The following is a 19,504-nucleotide window of genomic DNA, read 5'->3' as shown; positions in this document are numbered from 1 at the left end:
ACAAAAAACCCCTCGTGCCGTCAGGCATGCGAGGGGAGGCGCGTGGGCTGTGCGGTGCTCAGCTCACGCGCGCGGCTACTACGAGGATGCGGGTCTGCATGGGTCGACCATTCCTCCGAGGGCCACTCGGTGTCAAGCGGGCTTGTTTCGGGTCTCAGCATACGGACTGATCGTCCCATTTCAGCCTTGCGGGCGCTGGACGGGCAGCGCCGGGGAGCGTTCCGGAGGTGCGGGTTCGGCGGGTGCCGCACCGCTCGGGACCACGGCGGTCTCCCCCAGTGTGCCGGTCCGCAGGACGTGCAGCACACCGTCGTCTTCGAGCGGGCCGGAGTACAGGAACCCGGTGCCGCGCTGGCAGCCCATGTCGCGCAGCATGACCGCCTGGTCGGGGGTCTCGACGCCGGCCGCGACGAGGGTGAGCCCGAGGTCGAGGCCGAGCCGGACGATCGTCGAGGTGAGCGCGGTCAGGTGCGGACACGTGCCGACCTCGGCGACGAACGAGCGGTCGATCTTGAGCGTGTCGATGGGCATGCGGCGCAGGTAGGCGAGCGACGAGTGGCCGGTGCCGAAGTCGTCGACGGACAGCCGCACGCCGAGCCGCTTGAGGGCGCCGATGCGGTCGAGGAACGCGCCGGCGCTTTCACCGCGGACGTTCTCGGTGATCTCCAGGGTGAGCGCGTGCGGCGGCAGGGCGGAGCCGCGCAGCACGGCGTCGACGGTGTCGACGAAGCCGGGCGCGGTGAGCTGCCGGGCGGGGAGGCTGACGCTGGCGCCGATGTCGTGGCCCTCGGCACGCCAGCGCGCGGCCTGGTCGGCGACCTCTTCGAGGACCCAGCGGCCGAGCGGGGCGGGGGTGTCGGCACCTGAGACGGCACCGGACTGGCGCAGGTACTCGGCCGGGCCGATCAGCGCGCCGCGGTCGTCGCGGCGGCGCAGCAGCGCTTCGACGTCCCGGATCCGGCCGGTGGCCAGGTCGACGACCGGCTGGTAGAGCACGGTGAGGCGCTTCTCGTGGAGGGCGCGGCGCTGCCGGGCGGCGCGTTCGACGCGGCGGACGGCGTCGATGTGCATCTGCGGTGCGTACACCTCGACGCGGCCTTTGCCGCCGGACTTGGCGCGGTACATCGCCAGGTCGGCGTTGCGCATGAGCTCGGCGGGGTCGATGCCGGGGGTGGAGAACGCGATGCCGATCGACGCGGCGACGCGGACTTCCTGTCCGCCGATCCGGTAGGGCGCGGACAGCGTGGCGAGCAGGCGTTCGGCGATTTCCCGGATGGCTTTCGGGGAGGCGTCGCCGGCCAGCAGCGCGGCGAATTCGTCGCCGCCGAACCGGGCGACGGTGTCGCCGACCCGCACCGCGTGCTCCAGGCGGCGGGCGGCCTGGACGAGGAGTTCGTCGCCGACCGCGTGGCCGCCGGCGTCGTTGACCGCTTTGAAGCCGTCGAGGTCGAGGAAGAGCACGGCGACCGTGGGGGTCTGGCCGCGCCGCTGGGCGAGCGCGTGCTGGATGCGGTCCTCGAACAGCGCGCGGTTGGGCAGGTCGGTGAGCCGGTCGTGGAACGCGTCGTGTTCCAGCCGGGTCTGGAGTTCGACGCGGTCGGTGACGTCGCGGCTGCTGAGGATGATGCCGTCGCCGTAGTGGTTGACCGCGGATTCGGTGTGCAGCCAGGTGCCGTCGGCGGACCGGACCCGGCAGTCGACGCGGGTCATCGCGGGCTGTCCGGCCTCGTCGAGGAAGCGCCGCAGCTCGCTCTGCACCCGGGCGTTGTCGTCGGGGTGGATGAGCAGGTCGAGGCGGGTCCCGACGAGTTCTTCGGGCTCGAAGCCGTAGACGCGGCGCACGGCGTGGCTGACGTACTCCAGCACGCCGTCCCGGCGGGCGATGATGATGACGTCGCTGGAGCCCTGCACGAGGGACCGGAAGTGGCTTTCCGCGACCGCGAGTTCCTGGGCCATGAAGACGTTGTCGACGAGCATGATGCCTTGCCGCAGCACGAGGACGACGAGGACCGAGCCGCCCGCGACGAGGACCACGGGGTCGAGGCGCCGTCCGGCCACCGCGTCGCCGAGGACGCCCGCGGTGCACACGGCGGCGGCGATATAGGGGGTGAGCGCGGACAGCATGGACAGCGTGCGGTGCACGGGCGCCGGGTCGGCGGCGGCGTCCGGCGGCGGGTGGTCCACGTCGCCCATCCACGGGGCGACGGCGAGCAGGATGCTGCCGGTGAACCAGCCCGCGTCGAGGAGTTCGCCGGAGCGGTAGCCGCCGTGCAGGCCGGGGGTGGTCCACAGCGCGTCGCTGACGACGGTGACGGCGAGGGCGACGAGGGCCGCGTTGAGGGCGGCGCGGTCGGCGCTGCCGGCCCGGAAGCGCAGGCCGAGGACCATGCTGACGAGCAGGATGTCCATCACCGGGTAGGCGAGCGTCAGCGCGATCTTCAGCGCGTCGGTGCGGTCGCCGTCGGCGGCGCGGGCGAGCGCGAGGCTCCAGCCGAGGGTGAACAGCGACCCGGCGACGAGCCAGCCGTCGAGCACGATGCACACCCAGGCGGCGAGGCCTTTGGGGCGCTGGGCGACGAGCAGCAGGCCGAGGATCGCGGGCGGCGCGAAGAACAGGAAGAACCAGTCGGCCGGGCCGGGCGTCGGCACGGTCTGGTCGAGGACGACTTCGTACCAGCCCCAGATGCCGTTGCCCACGGCGACCATCAGGGCCGACATGCCGAGCAGCGCCCAGGACAGGCCGACCCGGTCGCGTTGGCCGACGGAGCGGGCCAGGCACGAGACGGCGGCGGTCCCGGCGGCGGCGGACAACCCGAAATCGCCCATGGTGAGCGAGACCGCGGGGCTGCCCCACCCCAGGATCGCGCCGATCGTGTACGCGACGCACAGGGGGACGGCGACGGCCACGACACGCCGCCTGGTGCGGGTTCCGGACAAGGTCAGCGATCGCGCCCGCTCGGGCCGTCCGCGGCCGGACTCGGCGTGCGGGCGGCGGGACCGGCGCAGGCGGCGCGGAATTCCCCCGGCATGTGACGACTCCCCTCCTCACCGGATCCTGGGGAAACCAGGGCCCGGCGTTCCACGAATCGGACGATACACCACTTCCGTCACTGTGTGCTTTCTCTCAGAAACACAGGGTAACGGACTTTGGTGTGGTGCAAGACGGCTTCCCGCAACTTGCGCCGGAACCCGCAGGAGAAGGGGCGGTGGCCGGATAACGACCGGCGAAGTTCGGGAAGGGAGAGGCCGGTGGGACGGCTGTGGCTCGATCCGGCCGGCGACCCGTCGGCCCGGCGCGTCTAGCGCTTCAGGATGACGACGCCCTTGCCGGAGGCCACGCGTGTGAAGCCCTGCTGCTCGACCATGAAGTCGATCCAGCTCTTGGCCCACTCCTGCTTGCCGTCCCACGCGTCGATGGCGAGCCAGCCGGGGCCGGGCAGCACGGTCGGGAAGGCGGTGACCCGGTCGCGGGAGGTGAGGCGCGGGGCGAGGCGTTCGGTGGTGGCGACGTTGACGCCGTCAGGGACGAGCGCGAGGAGTTCCTCCGCACGGTGGACGCGTTCGGGTACCACCCACTCCGGCTTGTGGAGCAGTTCCATGAGCGGGAAGTCACGGGCCAGGGAGACCGAGACGGCTATCGGGACGATCGCCGCCTTGGCGGCGTACCGGCGCAGCCAGTCCCGGCGTGATGCGCGCAGGCTGGTCACCGCGTCGGCGAAGGCCGCGAACACGATGGGCATCAGGACGGCGCTGTAGTGGAAGGCGGTGCCCCAGTAGTACTGGTTGCTGGACGTGAAGCGCCACAGCAGCGTCGGCAGGACGAGCGCGAGCAGCGGCGACCGCAGGGCGAGGAACCCGGTCGGCAGCAGCAGCATGAACAGCGTCATCCACTTCACGCTGGGGAACAGCATGTGCTTGGGCAGCCCGAGCGCCAGGTCGCCGAGCGGGACGGACGCCGCGCTCGCGCCGGGCACCGCGTTGCCGGCCCGTTCGGTGCCGTCGAGGTTGCCCCAGAACGGATAGGTGCCGGTGTCGTTCAGCGACGGCAGGACGACGAACACGACGAGGACGAACGCGACGATGCCGACGCCCGCGGAGACGGCCGCCCACTTCCACTGGCGTTTCCAGGCGAGCCAGCAGGCGACCGCGACGAGCGTGAGCGGCAGGTCCTCCTTGACCAGCACCAACGGCAGCAGCCAGCAGACGCCGGGGCCGTACTCGGCGCGCAGCAGGCGTTCGAGGCCGAACGCCAGCATCGGCACGGCGAAGCAGATTTCGTGGAATTCGAACGCGACGGCGCTCTGCAGGCCCCAGCTGAGTCCGTAGGCGATGCCGAAGGCCGCACCGCCGAGGTTGCCGAAGGTGCGCATGCCCATGCGGGTCATCGGCACGACGGACAGCGCGATCAGCACGGATTGCGCGACGAGCAGCGTGCCGGCCCCGGGGAAGATCCGGTAGACGGGCGCGAGCAGGGCGAGGATCGGGTGGAAGTGCTCGCCGAGGACGTTGAATCCGGGGTCGCGGATGTCCGAGACGGGGGCGCGGAAGTGCGCGTAGTTGCGGACGACCTGTTCGAAGAGGCCGAGGTCGTACGCGTGCGTCTCCATGCGGCGGTGCTTGAGGAGCGCGTACGTGGTGTAGACGATCGCGAAGGCCGTGAAGAGCAGGTACGGCACGGCTTCCGGCCCGAGTCCGAGCCGCGCGGGCAGGCCGCGCCGTTCGGACCGGCCGCCTTCCACCGGACCCGGGAGTTCGCCGGGGATGCGGGTGCGGGTGTCCGTTTCGGTGGCGATCGTGCCCTCCGCGGCGCGGCCGAGTCGGCTGGCCGGAATCTTCATGGTTCTCCGCTTCGATGCGCGGCCTTCGGTTGCCCCCCTGCGGCGCGGACCCAGACCTTACAACGGGAAACGCGGTCTCCGGGGCCGCCGGTTGCCGGCTGCCCCGGAAATAATCCGAACGATGTCCGCGGCGGGCGGGCCCGGTCGCGATGCGGGTCAGGCGCCCGGTCCGGCCACGATGTTGGCGAGCGGCCGTCCGGTCCCCCACGCGGTGAGCTGACGGTGGATCAGGCGTTGGGCGCGCGGCAGGAACGCCGACGAACTGCCGCCGACATGCGGGCTGATGAGCACGCCGGGCGCGTGCCGCAGCGGGTGGTCGGCGGGCAGCGGCTCGGGGTCGGTCACGTCGAGGGCTGCGGTGAGCCGCCCGGTGGCGACCTCGGCGAGCAGGGCGCCGGTGTCGACGACCGCGCCGCGCGAGATGTTGACGAGCAGCGCTCCGTCCCGCATGTGGGACAGGAACTCGGCGTCGGCGAGGCCGCGGGTGGCGGCGGTGAGCGGCGTGACGAGGACGACCACGTCGGCGTGCGGCAGCAGCTTCGGCAGGTCCGCGGCGGCGTGCACGGGAGCGCCGTCGGCGGTGGTGCGGGCCCGGGAGGCGACGCGGACGATGTCGGTCTCGAAGCCGGCGAGGCGGCGTTCGACGGCTTCGCCGATGGCGCCGTAGCCGACGATCAGCACGGTCTTGTCGGCGAGCGCCGGGTAGAAGCCCGCGAGCCATTCGCCGGAGTCCTGACCGCGGACGAACGCGGGGATACCGCGCAGCGAGGCGAGCGTGAGGGTGACGGCGAGTTCGGCGGTGCTTGCTTCGTGGATGCCGCGGCCGTTGCACAGCGTCGCGCCGTCGGGCAGGTACGGCAGCGTGTGCTCGTACCCGGCGGTGAGGGTCTGGACGACGCGGACCTGCGGCATGTCGGCGAGCAGCCGGAGCGGGGCGGGGTCGAACGTGTAGGGCAGGACGTAGAACGCGACGTCGGTGTGCGCGGCGGGCGGCTCGGCGATGCCGTCGTACACGTCGACCGCGGCGGGGTCGATGCCCTCGGGGACCGGGCCGAGGTCGGCCAGGGGGTACGGGACGAGGACGCGGTGCGGGGCGGAGGTGGCGCCGCCGGGGTGCACGGGGGTTGTCGCTGAGGCCATGCGGGGAACTCTACGGACACTCCAGGGGGCAACCGGGGCGGGTTCCCGGCATGGTCGGCGGCGAGAGGCGGATCCCGTGGTGCGTATCCGGTCCCGGGCGGTGGCGGTGGCCTGTGCGGCGGCGTTGGCCGTTGCCGCGGTGGGCTGTTCGGAATCGTCGTCGTCCTCGGCGGGGAAGCCGTCGGTCGTCGCGCCGGGCTCCGGCGCGCGGGTGTCCGAGCCGCCCGGGCCGACGGCGGGCACGGTGCCGGCACTGACGGTCACGGGCGACGTGGTGACCGGGCTCGACGCGCCGTGGGCGCTCGCCCGGCTGCCGGACGGGGACACCTTGGTCACCGACCGGGACACGGGAGCGATCTCCCGGTTCGGGCCGCACACCACGGGCGTCGTGGAGGTCGGCCGCGTGCCGGGGTCGGTGCACCGCGGCGAGGGCGGGCTGCTGGGACTGGCGCTGTCCCCCGCGTTCGACCGCGACGGGCTGCTGTACGTCTACACGACGACGGACTCGGACAACCGGATCCTGCGGATGCGCTACTCCCCCGACGGCGGCCTGGGTCCGGCCGAGGTCGTGCTGTCGGGGATTCCGTCGGGCTCGAACCACAACGGCGGACGCCTCGCCTTCGGCCCGGACGGCATGCTCTACGCCGGGACCGGCGAGGCGGGCGACAAGCCGCTCGCGCAGGACCCGTCGTCGCCGGGCGGCAAGATCCTGCGGATGACGCCGGACGGCAAGCCCGCACCGGGCAATCCGCGCGCCGACTCGGTCGTCTACACCCTCGGGCACCGCAACGTGCAGGGCCTCGCGTGGGACTCGGCGGGGCGGCTGTGGGCGTCGGAGTTCGGGCAGGACACGTGGGACGAGATCAACCTGATCGTGCCGGGCGCGAACTACGGGTGGCCGGTCGTGGAAGGACAGGCGGGCGACCCGAGGTTCGTCGACCCGAAGGCGCAGTGGCCGACGTCGGAGGCCTCGCCGAGCGGGATCGCGATCTCCGGCGACGTGATCTACATGGCGGCGCTGCGCGGTGAGCGGCTGTGGCAGATCCCCATCCGGGGCATCGAAGTCGGCACGCCGGTCGCGTGGTTCGAGGGGCGTTACGGGCGGCTGCGGACGGTGCTGGCCTTGCCCGACGGGACGCTGTGGGTCCTCACGAACAACACGGACGGCCGGGGGTCACCGCAGCCGGGCGACGACCGGGTGTTGGCGGTGCACCTGAGCTGACCTCTGTGCGGCGGCGGGGCCGCAGGAGGGCGGGCGGCAGGACGCGGGCGGGGGCAGGGCGGGCTGCGGCGCGGCAAGGAGCGGCGAACCGGGGTGGCCGTGGTCCGCAACGCCCGTCACTCCTCCTCAGCCCCCGTCCGTGCTCCCCTCACGCCGTGTCGAGCAGTTGCAGGCGGTTGGCGAGCGCGGCCGCTTCGCCGCGGCTGGAGACTTCGAGCTTGCCGAGGATGTTCGACACGTGGACGCTCGCCGTCTTCACGCTGATGAAGAGTTCCTCGGCGATCTGCCGGTTGCTGCGGCCGTCCACCACGAGCCGCAGGACGTCGCGCTCGCGCGGGGTGAGGACCGGGCCGTCGGTCACGACGGCGTCGGCGGTGTCGGCCGCGCGCAGGCCGGGGACGGGGGTGCCGTCGAGCGGGAGGCGGGCGCGGCGGGCGAGGAGTTCGGTTTCCTCGGCCAGCGGGCGGGCGCCGAGCGCGACCGCGGCGTGGTGGGAGGCGGACAGCACCTCGGCGGCGCGGCCGCGGTCGCCGGCCGCGATGAGCACGGCGGCCAGGCGGCAGCGGACCCGGGCGAGGACGTAGGGCTGGCCCGCCTTCTCCCATCCGGCGACCGCGTCCTCCCACAGGGCGACGGTTGCTTCGCCTTCCGCGCGGGCGAGTTCGGCGCGGAGGTTGACCGCGTGCGCGGCGTCCATCTCGCAGTCGCGGGCCAGCGACAGCGCGGCCGTGCGGATCCGGGTGAGGGCTTCCTGGCGGGCTTTCAGCTCCGCTCCCCCGCGCGGGTAGCCCGCGAGTTCGGTGACGTCGCCCTCGGCACGGGCGGCTTCGACGAGAAGTGGCCACACGTAGCGCTGGTGCCCGGCGGGCAGCGGGATGCCGAGTTCGGTGGCGAGGATCTCCCGGACGTCCGTCAGGCGGCCGAGGCGGCGGGCGACGGCGACTTCGAGGGTGCGCAGCGGCAGCCGGAACTGCGGCTCGATGTACCACTTGCTGGCGGCCATCTCGCGGGCTTTGTCGAGGCAGTGGGTGGCGCGGGCGATGTCGCCGCGGGCCAGGGCTATCTGCACGACGAGCTGGTGCATGTGGGCCTGTGTCTGGGCCTTGGGGTCGTATTCGAACGACTCGTCGAGGAGCCGGTCGGCTTCGTCCCACTGGCCGAGCGAGATGAGGCTTTCCGCGAGGTTGCCGATGGTGAAGGCGCCGATGCCGCGCATCAGGCCGCGTTCGCGGGCGATCCCGGCGGATTCCCGGGCGGCGTCGGCGGCTTCGACGTGCCGGCCGAGGCCTTCCAGGACGGAGGCCTGGTTGCTGAGCACCAGACACATGATGTCGGGTTCGGAGGCGCGCTTGGCGATCGCGAGGGCTTCGTCGAACTGCGCCAGCCCCTCCTCGACGTGGCTCAGGCTGACCAGCAGGCAGCCGAGGGTCTTGAGGATGGCGGCTTCGTCGGCGGGGCTGCCGATGCGCTGCGCGATGGCGAGCGCTTCGCGGGCGGTGGCGACGGACTTCTCGGTGGGCTTTTCGAGCATCTCGTCGCGCGCGATCTGGCCGAGCACGCGGGCGTGCTCGATGGACGGCGGGAGGTCGACGAGGAGCGCTTCGGCCTTCTGGAGTTCGGCGAGGCCGCTGGACCGGCTGCTGTTGCGCAGCAGTCCGGCGCGCAGCGTCCACAGGTGGGCGGCGGTGCGCGGGTCTTCGGCGGGGTCGACGAGGTCGAGGGCTTGGCGGGTGAACGCCAGGGCCTTGTCGTAGGCGCTGTCGAAGCGGGCCGGCGGGATGGCGGTCAGCAGCAGGTCGAGCAGGGTGATGCCGGTGAGGGCTTCCGGTTCGGCGACCTGCTCCCAGAGTTCGAGGGCGCGTTCGAGGAGGCGGAACTGCTCGCCGAACGCGTAGCGGGCGCGGGCGGCTTCGGCGGCGGCGAGGACCGCGGGCAGCGCCTCGGTCGCGCGTCCGGCGTGGTACCAGTACATCGCCAGGCGGCTGGCGTGCTCGTCGGCGGGCACCAGCTCGGGGTTGCGTTCGAGGGCTTCGGCGTAGCGGACGTACTTGCGCATGCGTTCGCCGGGCAGCAGGTCGTCGCGGACGGCTTCGCGGACCAGGGCGTGCCGGAACTGGTAGCCGTCGCCGTCCTTGGTGGGCAGCAGGACGTAGCGCGAGATGGCGGCGCGGAGGGCGTCGTCGAGTTCCATTCCGCCGAGCCCGGCGACCTCGCTGAGTAGCGCGTGGTTGACGGTGCTGCCGCCGACCGCGGCGAAGCGGACCACCCGCTGCCCGGCTTCGGGAAGCTCCTCGACGCGGATGAGGAGCAGGTCACGAAGGGTGTCGGACAGGCCGTCGAGGCGGCCGCCGCGCACGCTGCAGGCGAGTTCTTCGACGAAGAACGCGTTGCCTTCGGATTTCTGGAAGATCTGCCGGACCAGGCGGCGCGGCACGTCTTCGTCGAGGATGCCGCGGAGCTGTTCGCCGACCTGGGCGCGGGTGAGCCGGCCGAGGTCGAGCCGGCGGACCGCGCGGATGCGGTCGAGTTCGGCGAGGAAGGGCCGCAGCGGGTGGCGCCGGTCGACGGCGTCGGCGCGGTAGGTGCCGACGATGAGGATGCGGCCGCGGCGCAGCGAGCGGATGAGGAAGGCGAGGAGTTCGCGGGTGGAGGCGTCCGCCCAGTGCAGGTCTTCGAAGGCGACGACGAGGGTGCGGTCCTGGCCGAGGCGTTCGAGGACGCGGAGCATGAGTTCGAACAGGCGGGCGCGGTCGTAGTCGCCGGAGGCGTCGCCGGCCGGGGCGGGGGCGATGTGCGGCATGACCCACGCGAGGTCGTGCTCGCGGCCCGCGACCGCGTCGGCGAGTTCCGGGCCGAGGCCGTCGGACAGGGCGCGCATCGCGGCGGAGACCGGGGCGAAGGGCAGGCCTTCGGCGCCCAGCTCCAGGCAGCCGCCGACCGCGGTGACCGCGCCGGAGGACTCGGCCTGGGCGAGGAACTCCTGGAGCAGCCGGGTTTTGCCGACGCCGGCCTCGCCGCCGACGAGGACGACCGCGGGTGTCCCGCCGTCGGCGTCCCGCAAGGCCTCGGCGAGCCGCGACAGCTCGGGCAGGCGGCCGACGAAAACGGGACTGACAGCGACAGAAGGCACGCAGTCGAGGATGTCATGAAGGACCGTCACCGGGCCCCTCCTTTTCTCCCAGGGCGCACTGCGTTGTCGCAGGTCACACGTGAACCGCCGGGCGGTTTTCCGGGGGCGTCCGGACGGCCGGCGGGTTCCCTGCCGGAAACGGCCGGACGCGCGGGCGCGTCCTGTCAGCGCGCCCGCGCGTCCGCCGAAGAGGTCCGGGCCGCCCCCGACAGGCATCCCGGACCTCTGGTCTTTTCACAGTGCGGGCCGTACGGACCCGGCAATGCCTCCGGTACTGGAAGACCGTGAGTCGCGCTCCGCGAGGCGTGCCTGGCGGCGCTGCTCGCGGCGGGTGCGCAGGGCACGGGACACGGTGCGCTCGTGCTCGGCGGCACGGTGCAGTTCGTTCTCGCGGGCCCGGAAGTACTCGTACTCCAACATGCGATTTCTCCTTGTGACGTCCCGGCGGCGGCTCCGTTGTCGGTTCCGCTCTTTCCGGGGGCTCCCGGCCTTCCGGGGGCATGTCATAAGGTTCGCGTCCCAGACCCCGCCCGAGCATCGGGCGGATGCCCGATCTTGCCGGGCCGCGGGGCCTCAGGCGGGCCTAAGGCCCCCTCAGGGGGGCTTAGGCAGGCGATACGTGGCACCTACATGCATGGGGTGCGGGGCGTTTGCCCGCGTTGGGGGCCTCAGACGCCCCGGAAACGCCGACGGACGCCGTCCCCGGGGTGGGGAACGGCGCCCGTCGGGCGGAGCCGGGCCGGCGTCAGGAGACGCCGAGCTTCTCCAGGATCAGCTCCCGGACCCGGGCCGCGTCGGCCTGGCCGCGGGTGGCCTTCATGACCGCGCCGATGAGCGCGCCCACCGGGCCGAGGTTGCCGCCCTGGATCTTGGCGACCGCGTCGCCCTGCGCGGCGATCGCGGCGTCGATGGCGGCACCGAGCGCGCCTTCGTCGGACACGACCTTCAGACCGCGCTTCTCGACGACCTGGTCGGGGTCGCCCTCACCGGCCAGCACGCCTTCGATGACCTGGCGGGCCAGCTTGTCGTTCAGCTCGCCTGCCTTGACCAGCGCGGCCACCCGGGCGACCTGCGCCGGGGTGATCGGCAGAGCCGTCACCTCGACGCCCCGCTCGTTGGCGTTGCGGGCGAGTTCGCCGAGCCACCACTTGCGGGCCGCGTCCGAGTCGGCACCGGCGTCGACGGTCTCGACGATCGCGTCGAGCGCGCCCGCGTTGACCACGGACTGCATGTCGAAGTCGCTGATGCCCCAGTCGGCCTGGAGGCGCTTGCGGCGCACCGAGGGCTTCTCCGGGAGCGTCGTGCGCAGCTCTTCGACCCACTCGCGGGACGGCGCCACCGGGACCAGGTCGGGCTCCGGGAAGTACCGGTAGTCCTCGGCCTCTTCCTTGATGCGGCCGGCCGTGGTGCTGCCGTCCTCCTCGTGGAAGTGCCGGGTCTCCTGGACGATCGTGCCGCCCTCGGACAGCACGGTGGCGTGCCGCTGGATCTCGAACCGGATGGCGCGTTCGACGGACCGCAGGGAGTTGACGTTCTTCGTCTCCGAGCGGGTGCCGAACTGCTCCCGGCCGTGCGGGCGCAGCGAGAGGTTCGCGTCGCAGCGCATCTGGCCCAGCTCCATGCGGGCCTCGGAGACGCCGAGCGCCTTGATGAGGTCGCGGAGTTCGGCGACGTACGCCTTGGCGATCTCCGGGGCGAGCTCGCCCGCGCCCTCGATCGGCTTGGTGACGATCTCGATGAGCGGGATGCCGCACCGGTTGTAGTCGAGCAGCGAGTAGTCCGCGCCGTGGATGCGGCCGGTGGCGCCGCCGACGTGCGTCGACTTGCCGGTGTCCTCTTCCATGTGCGCGCGCTCGATGCCGACGCGGTACGTCTTGCCCTGCACCTCGACGTCCAGGTAGCCATCGAACGCGATCGGCTCGTCGTACTGCGACGTCTGGAAGTTCTTCGGCATGTCCGGATAGAAGTAGTTCTTCCGGGCGAACCGGCACCATTCCGCGATGCTGCAGTTGAGCGCCAAGCCGATGCGGATGGCGGACTCCACCGCGGTGGCGTTGACCACCGGGAGCGCGCCGGGCAGGCCGAGGCAGGTCGGGCAGACCTGGCTGTTGGGCTCGCCGCCGAACACGGTCGAGCAGCCGCAGAACATCTTGGTGTGCGTGCCGAGTTCGACGTGGACCTCAAGGCCCATGACGGGGTCGTACGCGGCGAGCGCGTCCTCGTACGACATCAGGTTTTGCGTGGCGGTCACAGTTCCTCGATCTCCGCGTGGTCGTCCTGCTCCTCGCGGAGCGAGCGGATGAGCAGCGCGAAGCCGGTGACGACGGCGGCGGCCGAGATCAGCGCGTCGGCCAGCTCCAGCTTGTCGTGCTTGCCCTTGGCTTCCTTGATCTGCTTCATGACGCCGATCGCGCCGAACACCTGCATGCCGACGCCGATGATCTTGCCGGCCTTGCTCTTGGGGGCCTTCTTCTTGGCCATCGCGTGTCTCCTCGAAAGTTCCCGTGCGAGTTCCGGGCGTTACAGCGCCGGGGCCTGGTCCAGCAGCGGACCGCCCCACCGGGCGAGGTACCCGGCCTCGACGGCGGCACCCACCTTGTAGAGCCGGTCGTCGGCCATGGTCGGCGCGATGATCTGCAGGCCGACCGGAAGGCCGTCCTCGGGCGCCAGACCGCACGGCAGCGACATCGCGGCGTTCCCGGCCAGGTTGGACGGGATCGTGCACAGGTCGGCGAGGTACATCGCCATCGGGTCGTCCGCGCGCTCGCCGATGGGGAACGCGGTGGTCGGCGTGGTCGGCGAGACCAGCACGTCCACCTGCGCGAACGCGGCGTCGAAGTCCCGCGAGATGAGCGTGCGGACCTTCTGCGCCTGGCCGTAGTAGGCGTCGTAGTAGCCGGACGACAGGGCGTAGGTGCCCAGCATGATCCGGCGCTTGACCTCGGGGCCGAAGCCGGCCTCGCGGGTCAGCGACATGACCTCTTCGGCGGAGCGCTCGCCGTTGTCGCCGACGCGCAGGCCGTACCGCATCGCGTCGAAGCGCGCGAGGTTGGACGACGCCTCGGACGGGGCGATCAGGTAGTACGCGGGCAGCGCGTACTGGAAGTGCGGGCAGGAGATCTCCACGACCTCGGCGCCCAGTTCGCGCAGCAGCTCGACGGCTTCGGTGAAGCGCTGCGTGACGCCGGCCTGGTAGCCCTCGCCGCCGAACTCCTTGACCACGCCGATGCGCATGCCGCGCACGTCGCCGCTGCGCGCGGCGCCGACGACGTCCGGGACGGGCGCGTCGATGGACGTGGAGTCCTTCGGGTCGTGCCCGGCGATCGCGGCGTGCAGCAGCGCGGCGTCGAGCACGGTGCGCGCGCACGGGCCGCCCTGGTCGAGCGACGACGAGAACGCGACGAGGCCGTAGCGGGAGACGCCGCCGTAGGTGGGCTTGACGCCGACGGTGCCGGTGACCGCGGCGGGCTGCCGGATCGAGCCGCCGGTGTCGGTGCCGATCGCCAGCGGCGCCTCGAACGCGGCGAGCGCGGCGGCGCTGCCGCCGCCGGAGCCGCCGGGGATGCGGGTGAGGTCCCACGGGTTGCCGGTGGGGCCGTAGGCGGAGTTCTCGGTGGAGGAGCCCATCGCGAACTCGTCCATGTTGGTCTTGCCGAGGATGACGACGCCGGCGTCCTTGAGGCGGCGGGTGACCGTCGCGTCGTAGGGCGGGAGCCAGCCTTCGAGGATCTTCGAGCCGACCGTGGTCGGGACGCCCTCGGTGGTGAACACGTCCTTGAGCGCGAGCGGGACGCCGGCCAGCGGGCCGAGTGCGTCGCCCTTGGCGCGGCGGTCGTCGACGGCCTTGGCGGCGGCGAGCGCGCCGTCGGTGTCGACGTGCAGGAAGGCGTGGACCTTGCCGTCGACTTCGGAGATGCGGTCGAGGTGCGCCTGGGCGACCTCGACGGCGGAGACGTCGCCGGACGCGATGCTCGCGGCGGTCTCGGCGGCGGTGAGCCTGGTCAGATCGGCCATCGCTACTGCTCCTCCCCGAGGATCCGCGGGACGCGGAAGCGCTGGTCCTCGGCGGCCGGCGCACCGGACAGGGCCTGGTCGGGGGTGAGCCCCGGCTGGACCCGGTCGGGCCGCATCACGTTGGTGATGGGCAGCGGGTGCGACGTCGGCGGAATGTCGTCGGCGGCGACCTCGCCGACGCGGGCGACCGCGCCGATGATGTCGTCGAGCTGCGTGGCGAGGTGGTCTAGCTCCTCGGCCTGCAGCTCCAGCCGCGACAGCCGGGCGAGGTGGGCGACCTCCTCGCGCGTGATGCCAGGCATGCAGCGATTCCTTCAGGGGTGGCTGGGGATGGTTGGGTCGTGGCCATCCTAGTTCCCGGGCGGGGTCGACCCCATGGCATATAGGGGTGCACCTGAGGGTGAGAGGTGGTCCGGGACCCGGCGGGGCAGCCGTCGGACGGCCCCGCGGTGCTTCAGCCGGTGACCCGGGTCTGCCGCTGCGCGGGCAGCGGCCGCTCCGCGGACCGCTTGTCGGCGGTGTGGCGGTGCGGGGCCATGCGGGCGCCGACGCCGTGCCGGACCAGCCAGGCGGTGGCTTCGTCGCGGGGCAGCGCGCGGGCGATCAGCCAGCCTTGCGCGCTGTCGCAGCCCAGGTCGCGCAGCCGGTCCCAGGTCGCGTCGTCCTCGACGCCTTCGGCGACCACCCGGAGGCCGAGCGAGTGGGCGAGGTCGACGGTGGAGCGGACGATCGCGGCGTCCTCCTCGTCGACGGTCAGCCGGGCCACGAACGAGCGGTCTATTTTGATCTCGCTGACCGGGATGTGCCGCAGGTGCACGAACGACGAGTAGCCCGTGCCGAAGTCGTCCAGCGACAGCCGCACGCCGAGCTTGCGGAGCGAGTCGAGGCTGTCCGCGGCGCGCTGCGGCTCCTCCAGCAGCACCCGTTCGGTGATCTCCAGGTGCAGCGCGCCCGGCGGCACGCCGTGCCGCAGCAGTCCGGCGGCGACCGTGTCGGCGAACGCGGGGGCGTGGATGTCGCGGGCGGACACGTTGACCGCGACCGGCACGTCGATGCCCGCGCGGTGCCAGATCGCCACCTGGGCGAGTGCTTCGTCGACGACGTAGCGGGTCAGCCGCGGCATGAGGCCGGTCTCTTCGGCGAGGTGCACGAACTCTTCCGGCGATATGTAGCCGCGTTCGGGGTGGCACCAGCGCACGAGTGCCTCGCAGCCGTCGACACGGCCGGTCGTGAACGACACCTTCGGCTGGTAGTGCAGTTCGACCTGGTGCATGTCGAGGGCGCGGCGCAGGTCGCCGAGCAGCAGCAGCTTCTCGCGCGTGTTGACGTCGCGCGCCGGGTCGTACAGCTCCACGCCGCTGCGCAGCCGCTTGGCGAGGTACATGGCGACGTCGGCGTACTGCAGGAGTCCCTGCATGCCGTCCGCGTGGTCGGGGAACACCGCTACGCCGACGCTGACTTCGATGTCGAGGGACAAGTCGTCGAGTTCGAACGGCTCGCCGAGGACCTCGACGACCTGCCGGGCGAGGGCCAGCGCGATCTTCTCCGGCGGCAGGACCCCGAATTCCACGTCGATCGGCCGCAGGTCCGGGATGAGCACCGCGAACTCGTCGCCGCCGAGCCGCGCGACGGTGTCCGCGGGTCCGACCACGTCGCGCAGCCGCTGCCCGACCTGGCGCAGCAGCCGGTCGCCGGACAGGTGCCCGAGGGTGTCGTTGACCTCGTGGAACCGGTGCAGGTCGAGGAGGAACAGGGCGACTTTGCGGGACCCGTCGGCGCGCCGCAGGGCGCGTTCGCCGCGTTCCAGGAGCAGCCGCCGGTTGGGCAGGCCGGTCAGCGGGTCGTGGCGGGCGTCCTGTTCGCGGTCGAAGCTGACCCGGGTGGCCTGGTAGAGGCTGAACATGGGGCCGGCGAACAGCGGGAGCGCCCACGGGTTGGCGTGCGTGACGACGGCGATGAGCGGCGCGAGGCCGATGAGCGCGCCGTGCGCGAGGAGGCGGGAGCGGAGTTCCTCGCGGGCCAGGGCGCTCGGCCGGGTGCCGCGCCAGCTCGACCGCAGCAGCCAGCCGAGGCCTTGCGACACCGCGACCAGAACAGCGCCCGCGGCCAGGACCGCGGGCAATTCGTCGGCGTCGAGGTGCCGGACGACGTCGGGTCCGGGGCTGATCCCGCAGAGCCGCAGCAGTCCCTCCGCGGCGAGGAACGCCAGGATGTAGTGGCCGACGAGGTAGGCGATCCGCCACAGCGCGTCGCGGCGGAGCACGCAGGCCACCACCACCGGGACCGCTTGCCAGATCGAGGCGACGACCCAGCCGTGCACGATCAGCAGCGCGTAGGTGACCGCGACGGACGGCACGGCGCCGGGGACGTAGAGGCCGCGGCGGGTGATACCGGTGTGCAGGCCGTCGAGCAGCACGAGGCAGAGCAGGATCCACAGGTCGGCTTCGGTGTACGGCACCGGGGTCTCGCCGGACGCCAGTTCGCCGGCGACCGCGCCGAACAGCGCGAGGTTGCCGACGGTGGTAACGACGAGGATGTTGGCGAGGAAGGGGCCCGGGCGCGCGATACGCGACAGATCCGTGCGTCCGATCCGTCGCATGCACATGCTCCCCTGCGGCTCTTCCGGGCGGTTCTCCCGTCCGGCGGGCCGGACTGCCCGGCCGCGGCAAGGGGTACGCAACACGTTCCGCGACCGGGCGGCAAGCCCGGCGACGACCGGGTTCCCGATCAGGGTAGGGGGCGAAGGGTGCAGGCGGCAGCGTTATCGCCCAGAACGCCCGCGTCCGGATTCGGAGGGTCGGCTTCCGACTTCCTTCCTCACCACGGCGCTTGACGGGACGTCAGATACGGCGTCCGGCCGGTTGCCGTGGTGCGGCGTTGGCGATGGCGTGGGTTGTTATTCGGCCGGTTCCTCGGCCTCCGCGGCCGCCTCCGGAGTCTCTCCCGCTTGTGCCGCGACCCATGCGCGGGCGGCGTCGGCGCCTTCGGAGAGCAGGACCGCGAAGCCTTCGTCGTCGAGGATCGGCACACCGAGCGAAACGGCCTTGTCGTATTTCGAACCCGGGTTGTCGCCGACCACGACGAAGTCGGTCTTCTTCGATACCGACCCGGTCACCTTCGCGCCTTCGTTCTCCAAGGCTTCCTTGGCGCCGTCCCGGGTGAATCCGGCCAACGTGCCGGTCACCACCGTCGTCAGCCCGGTGAGCATGCCGGGCACCTTCTCGGCACCGCCCTCTTCGACGAACCGGACGCCCGCGGCACGCCACTTCTCGAGGATCTCGCGGTGCCAGTCCTCCGCGAACCACTCGACGATCGACTCGGCGATGATCGGCCCGACGCCTTCGACCGCGGCGATCTCCTCGACGGACGCCGCGGCCAGCCGGTCCAGGTCGCGGAACTCGCTCGTGATGGCGCGGGCGGTGGTGTCGGAGACGTGCCGGATCGACAGCCCGGTCAGGATCCGCCACAGCGGCTGCTGCTTGGCCTTCTCCAGACCGTCGAACAGGACCTGCACGGTCTTCTTCGGCTCGCTCGGCTTCTTCTCGGTGCCCTTCGTCGCGAAGAAGGACATGACCTTCTCTTCGCCGGTCTTGTCGTCGATCTTGGGCATGCCGGTGCGGGGGTCGCGGACCAGCACCTGGATCGGCATGAGCTGTTCGACGGTCAGGTCGAACAGGTCGCCCTCGTTCTTCACCGGCGGCTCGGCCGGCTCCAGGGGCTGGGTCAGCGCGGTCGCCGCCACATAGCCGAGGCCGTCGATGTCGAGGGCCTTGCGCCCGGCCAGGTAGGAGAGCCGCTCGCGGATCTGCGCGGGGCAGAACTGCGCGTTCGGGCACCGCACATCGACGTCGCCCTCCTTCATCGGCCGCAGCTCGGTGCCGCATTCGGGGCAGTGCGTCGGCATCTCGAACGGACGCTCGGTGCCGTCCCGCAGGTCGACCACCGGGCCGAGGACCTCCGGGATGACGTCGCCGGCCTTGCGCAGCACGATGGTGTCGCCGATGAGGACGCCCTTGGCCTTGACCACGTCCTGGTTGTGCAGGGTCGCGTAGGCGACGGTGGATCCGGCGACCTTGACCGGCTCCATGACGGCGTACGGCGTGATGCGCCCGGTGCGGCCCACCCCCACCGCCACGTCGATCAGCTTGGTGTTGACCTCCTGCGGCGGGTACTTGTACGCGATCGCCCACCGCGGCGCCTTCGACGTCGCCCCGAGCCGGCCTTGCAGCGCGATCTCGTCGACCTTCACCACCACGCCGTCGATCTCGTGCTCGACGGAGTTGCGGTGCTCGCCGAAGTAGCGGATGAACTCCTTCACCTCGTCGACGGACTTGACGACCTTGTTGTGCTTGGCCGTCGGCAGGCCCCAGGCGAGCAGCCTGTCGTAGGCGTGCGACTGGCAGTCGATGGCGAAGCCGCGGCGGGCGCCGATGCCGTGGACGACCATGTGCAGCGGCATCTGTGCGACCGCACGCGGGTCCTTCATGCGCAGCGAGCCGGCGGCGGCGTTGCGCGGGTTCGCGAACGGCTTGTCGCCGGCCTCGACGCGGCGGGCGTTCAGCGCGTCGAACTCCTCGATCGGGAAGAACACCTCGCCGCGGATCTCCACCAGCTCGGGCACGTCGTGGCCGCCGTCGTCGCGCAGGCGCGTGGGGATCTCGCCGATGGTGCGGACGTTGACGGTGATGTCCTCGCCGGTGCGGCCGTCGCCGCGGGTGAGCGCGCGGACCAGCTCGCCGTTCTCGTACAGCAGGTTGACCGCGAGGCCGTCGACCTTCAGCTCGCACAGGTAGTGGAAATCGGCGCCCGCGAGGTCCTTGTGCAGGCGGTCGACCCACTCGTCCAGCTCGTGCTCGTTCATCGCGTTGTCGAGGCTGAGCATGCGTTCGAGGTGGTCGACGGACTCGAAGTCGCCGCCGGGCGCGCCGCCGACGGTCTGGGTCGGCGACTCGGGGGTGCGCAGCTCCGGGTAACGCTCCTCGATGCCTTCGAGTTCGCGCATGAGCGTGTCGAACTCGGCGTCGCTGACGGTCGGGGCGTCCTTGACGTAGTACCGGAACCGGTGCTCTTCGAGTTCCTTGGCGAGGGCCGCGGCCCGGTCGCGCACCTCGGCGGGGATGCCCTGGTCGTCGGTCAGGTCAGCCACGTCGTCAACCTCCA

Annotated in this window: 12 protein-coding genes; 1 reads left to right on the top strand and 11 read right to left on the bottom strand. The window is 72.0% G+C overall.

Features of this window, described 5'->3' with window-relative positions:
• Positions 1 to 180: 180 nt before the first annotated feature.
• The 3 genes from ACPA54_RS22525 to ACPA54_RS22515 all read right to left on the bottom strand — a co-directional run bounded on the left by ACPA54_RS22525 (position 181) and on the right by ACPA54_RS22515 (position 5,978).
• Positions 181 to 2,907 (bottom strand): putative bifunctional diguanylate cyclase/phosphodiesterase, encoded by a 2,727-nt coding sequence (locus ACPA54_RS22525; RefSeq protein ID WP_423532499.1) that lies wholly within the window; start codon positions 2,905 to 2,907, stop codon positions 181 to 183.
• 392 nt (positions 2,908 to 3,299) lie between these two features.
• Positions 3,300 to 4,838: a DUF2079 domain-containing protein gene (locus tag ACPA54_RS22520; protein ID WP_423532497.1), complete on the bottom strand. Its 1,539-nt coding sequence runs from the start codon at positions 4,836 to 4,838 to the stop codon at positions 3,300 to 3,302.
• Positions 4,839 to 4,994: 156 nt separating this feature from the next.
• Positions 4,995 to 5,978, bottom strand: coding sequence for a 2-hydroxyacid dehydrogenase (locus ACPA54_RS22515; RefSeq protein ID WP_423532495.1), 984 nt, complete (start codon positions 5,976 to 5,978; stop codon positions 4,995 to 4,997).
• Positions 5,979 to 6,063: 85 nt separating this feature from the next.
• Here ACPA54_RS22515 and ACPA54_RS22510 point away from each other — a divergent pair, with 85 nt between their 5' ends.
• Positions 6,064 to 7,200 carry a PQQ-dependent sugar dehydrogenase gene (locus ACPA54_RS22510; RefSeq protein ID WP_423532680.1) on the top strand — a complete coding sequence of 379 codons (1,137 nt, stop codon included), beginning with the start codon at positions 6,064 to 6,066 and terminating at the stop codon, positions 7,198 to 7,200.
• A gap of 148 nt (positions 7,201 to 7,348) precedes the next feature.
• Here the strand turns inward: ACPA54_RS22510 and ACPA54_RS22505 are convergent, their stop codons facing one another.
• The 8 genes from ACPA54_RS22505 to ligA all read right to left on the bottom strand — a co-directional run bounded on the left by ACPA54_RS22505 (position 7,349) and on the right by ligA (position 19,490).
• Positions 7,349 to 10,360 carry a helix-turn-helix transcriptional regulator gene (locus ACPA54_RS22505; protein ID WP_423532493.1) on the bottom strand — a complete coding sequence of 1,004 codons (3,012 nt, stop codon included), beginning with the start codon at positions 10,358 to 10,360 and terminating at the stop codon, positions 7,349 to 7,351.
• Positions 10,361 to 10,564: 204 nt separating this feature from the next.
• Positions 10,565 to 10,750, bottom strand: coding sequence for a hypothetical protein (locus ACPA54_RS22500; RefSeq protein WP_345673212.1), 186 nt, complete (start codon positions 10,748 to 10,750; stop codon positions 10,565 to 10,567).
• Positions 10,751 to 11,075: 325 nt separating this feature from the next.
• Complete coding sequence (gatB, locus tag ACPA54_RS22495) at positions 11,076 to 12,581, bottom strand: Asp-tRNA(Asn)/Glu-tRNA(Gln) amidotransferase subunit GatB (protein ID WP_423532491.1); 1,506 nt, start codon at positions 12,579 to 12,581, stop codon at positions 11,076 to 11,078.
• A complete protein-coding gene (locus ACPA54_RS22490) occupies positions 12,578 to 12,811 on the bottom strand; it encodes a hypothetical protein (RefSeq protein ID WP_345673210.1) in 234 nt (77 codons plus the stop codon). The genes gatB and ACPA54_RS22490 overlap by 4 nt, the downstream gene beginning before the upstream one ends.
• A 39-nt stretch (positions 12,812 to 12,850) precedes the next feature.
• Positions 12,851 to 14,344: an Asp-tRNA(Asn)/Glu-tRNA(Gln) amidotransferase subunit GatA gene (gene gatA / locus ACPA54_RS22485; protein WP_423532489.1), complete on the bottom strand. Its 1,494-nt coding sequence runs from the start codon at positions 14,342 to 14,344 to the stop codon at positions 12,851 to 12,853.
• Positions 14,345 to 14,346: 2 nt separating this feature from the next.
• The gene (gene gatC, locus ACPA54_RS22480; RefSeq protein WP_423532487.1) at positions 14,347 to 14,646 is read right to left on the bottom strand and encodes an Asp-tRNA(Asn)/Glu-tRNA(Gln) amidotransferase subunit GatC; all 300 of its coding nucleotides are present in this window, start codon (positions 14,644 to 14,646) and stop codon (positions 14,347 to 14,349) included.
• A gap of 152 nt (positions 14,647 to 14,798) precedes the next feature.
• Positions 14,799 to 16,943, bottom strand: coding sequence for a putative bifunctional diguanylate cyclase/phosphodiesterase (locus tag ACPA54_RS22475; protein ID WP_423532485.1), 2,145 nt, complete (start codon positions 16,941 to 16,943; stop codon positions 14,799 to 14,801).
• A gap of 297 nt (positions 16,944 to 17,240) precedes the next feature.
• Entirely contained in the window at positions 17,241 to 19,490 is a 2,250-nt protein-coding gene (gene ligA, locus ACPA54_RS22470; protein WP_423532483.1) for an NAD-dependent DNA ligase LigA, read from the bottom strand.
• Between the last annotated feature and the right edge of the window lie 14 nt (positions 19,491 to 19,504).

Origin of the sequence: Uniformispora flossi (genome assembly GCF_049534875.1) — a bacterium.
In the GTDB taxonomy this organism is placed as follows: domain Bacteria; phylum Actinomycetota; class Actinomycetes; order Streptomycetales; family Streptomycetaceae; genus Yinghuangia; species Yinghuangia aomiensis.
Note: the sequence above shows the minus strand (reverse complement) of the source record. Positions and strands in the feature narration are given on the sequence as shown.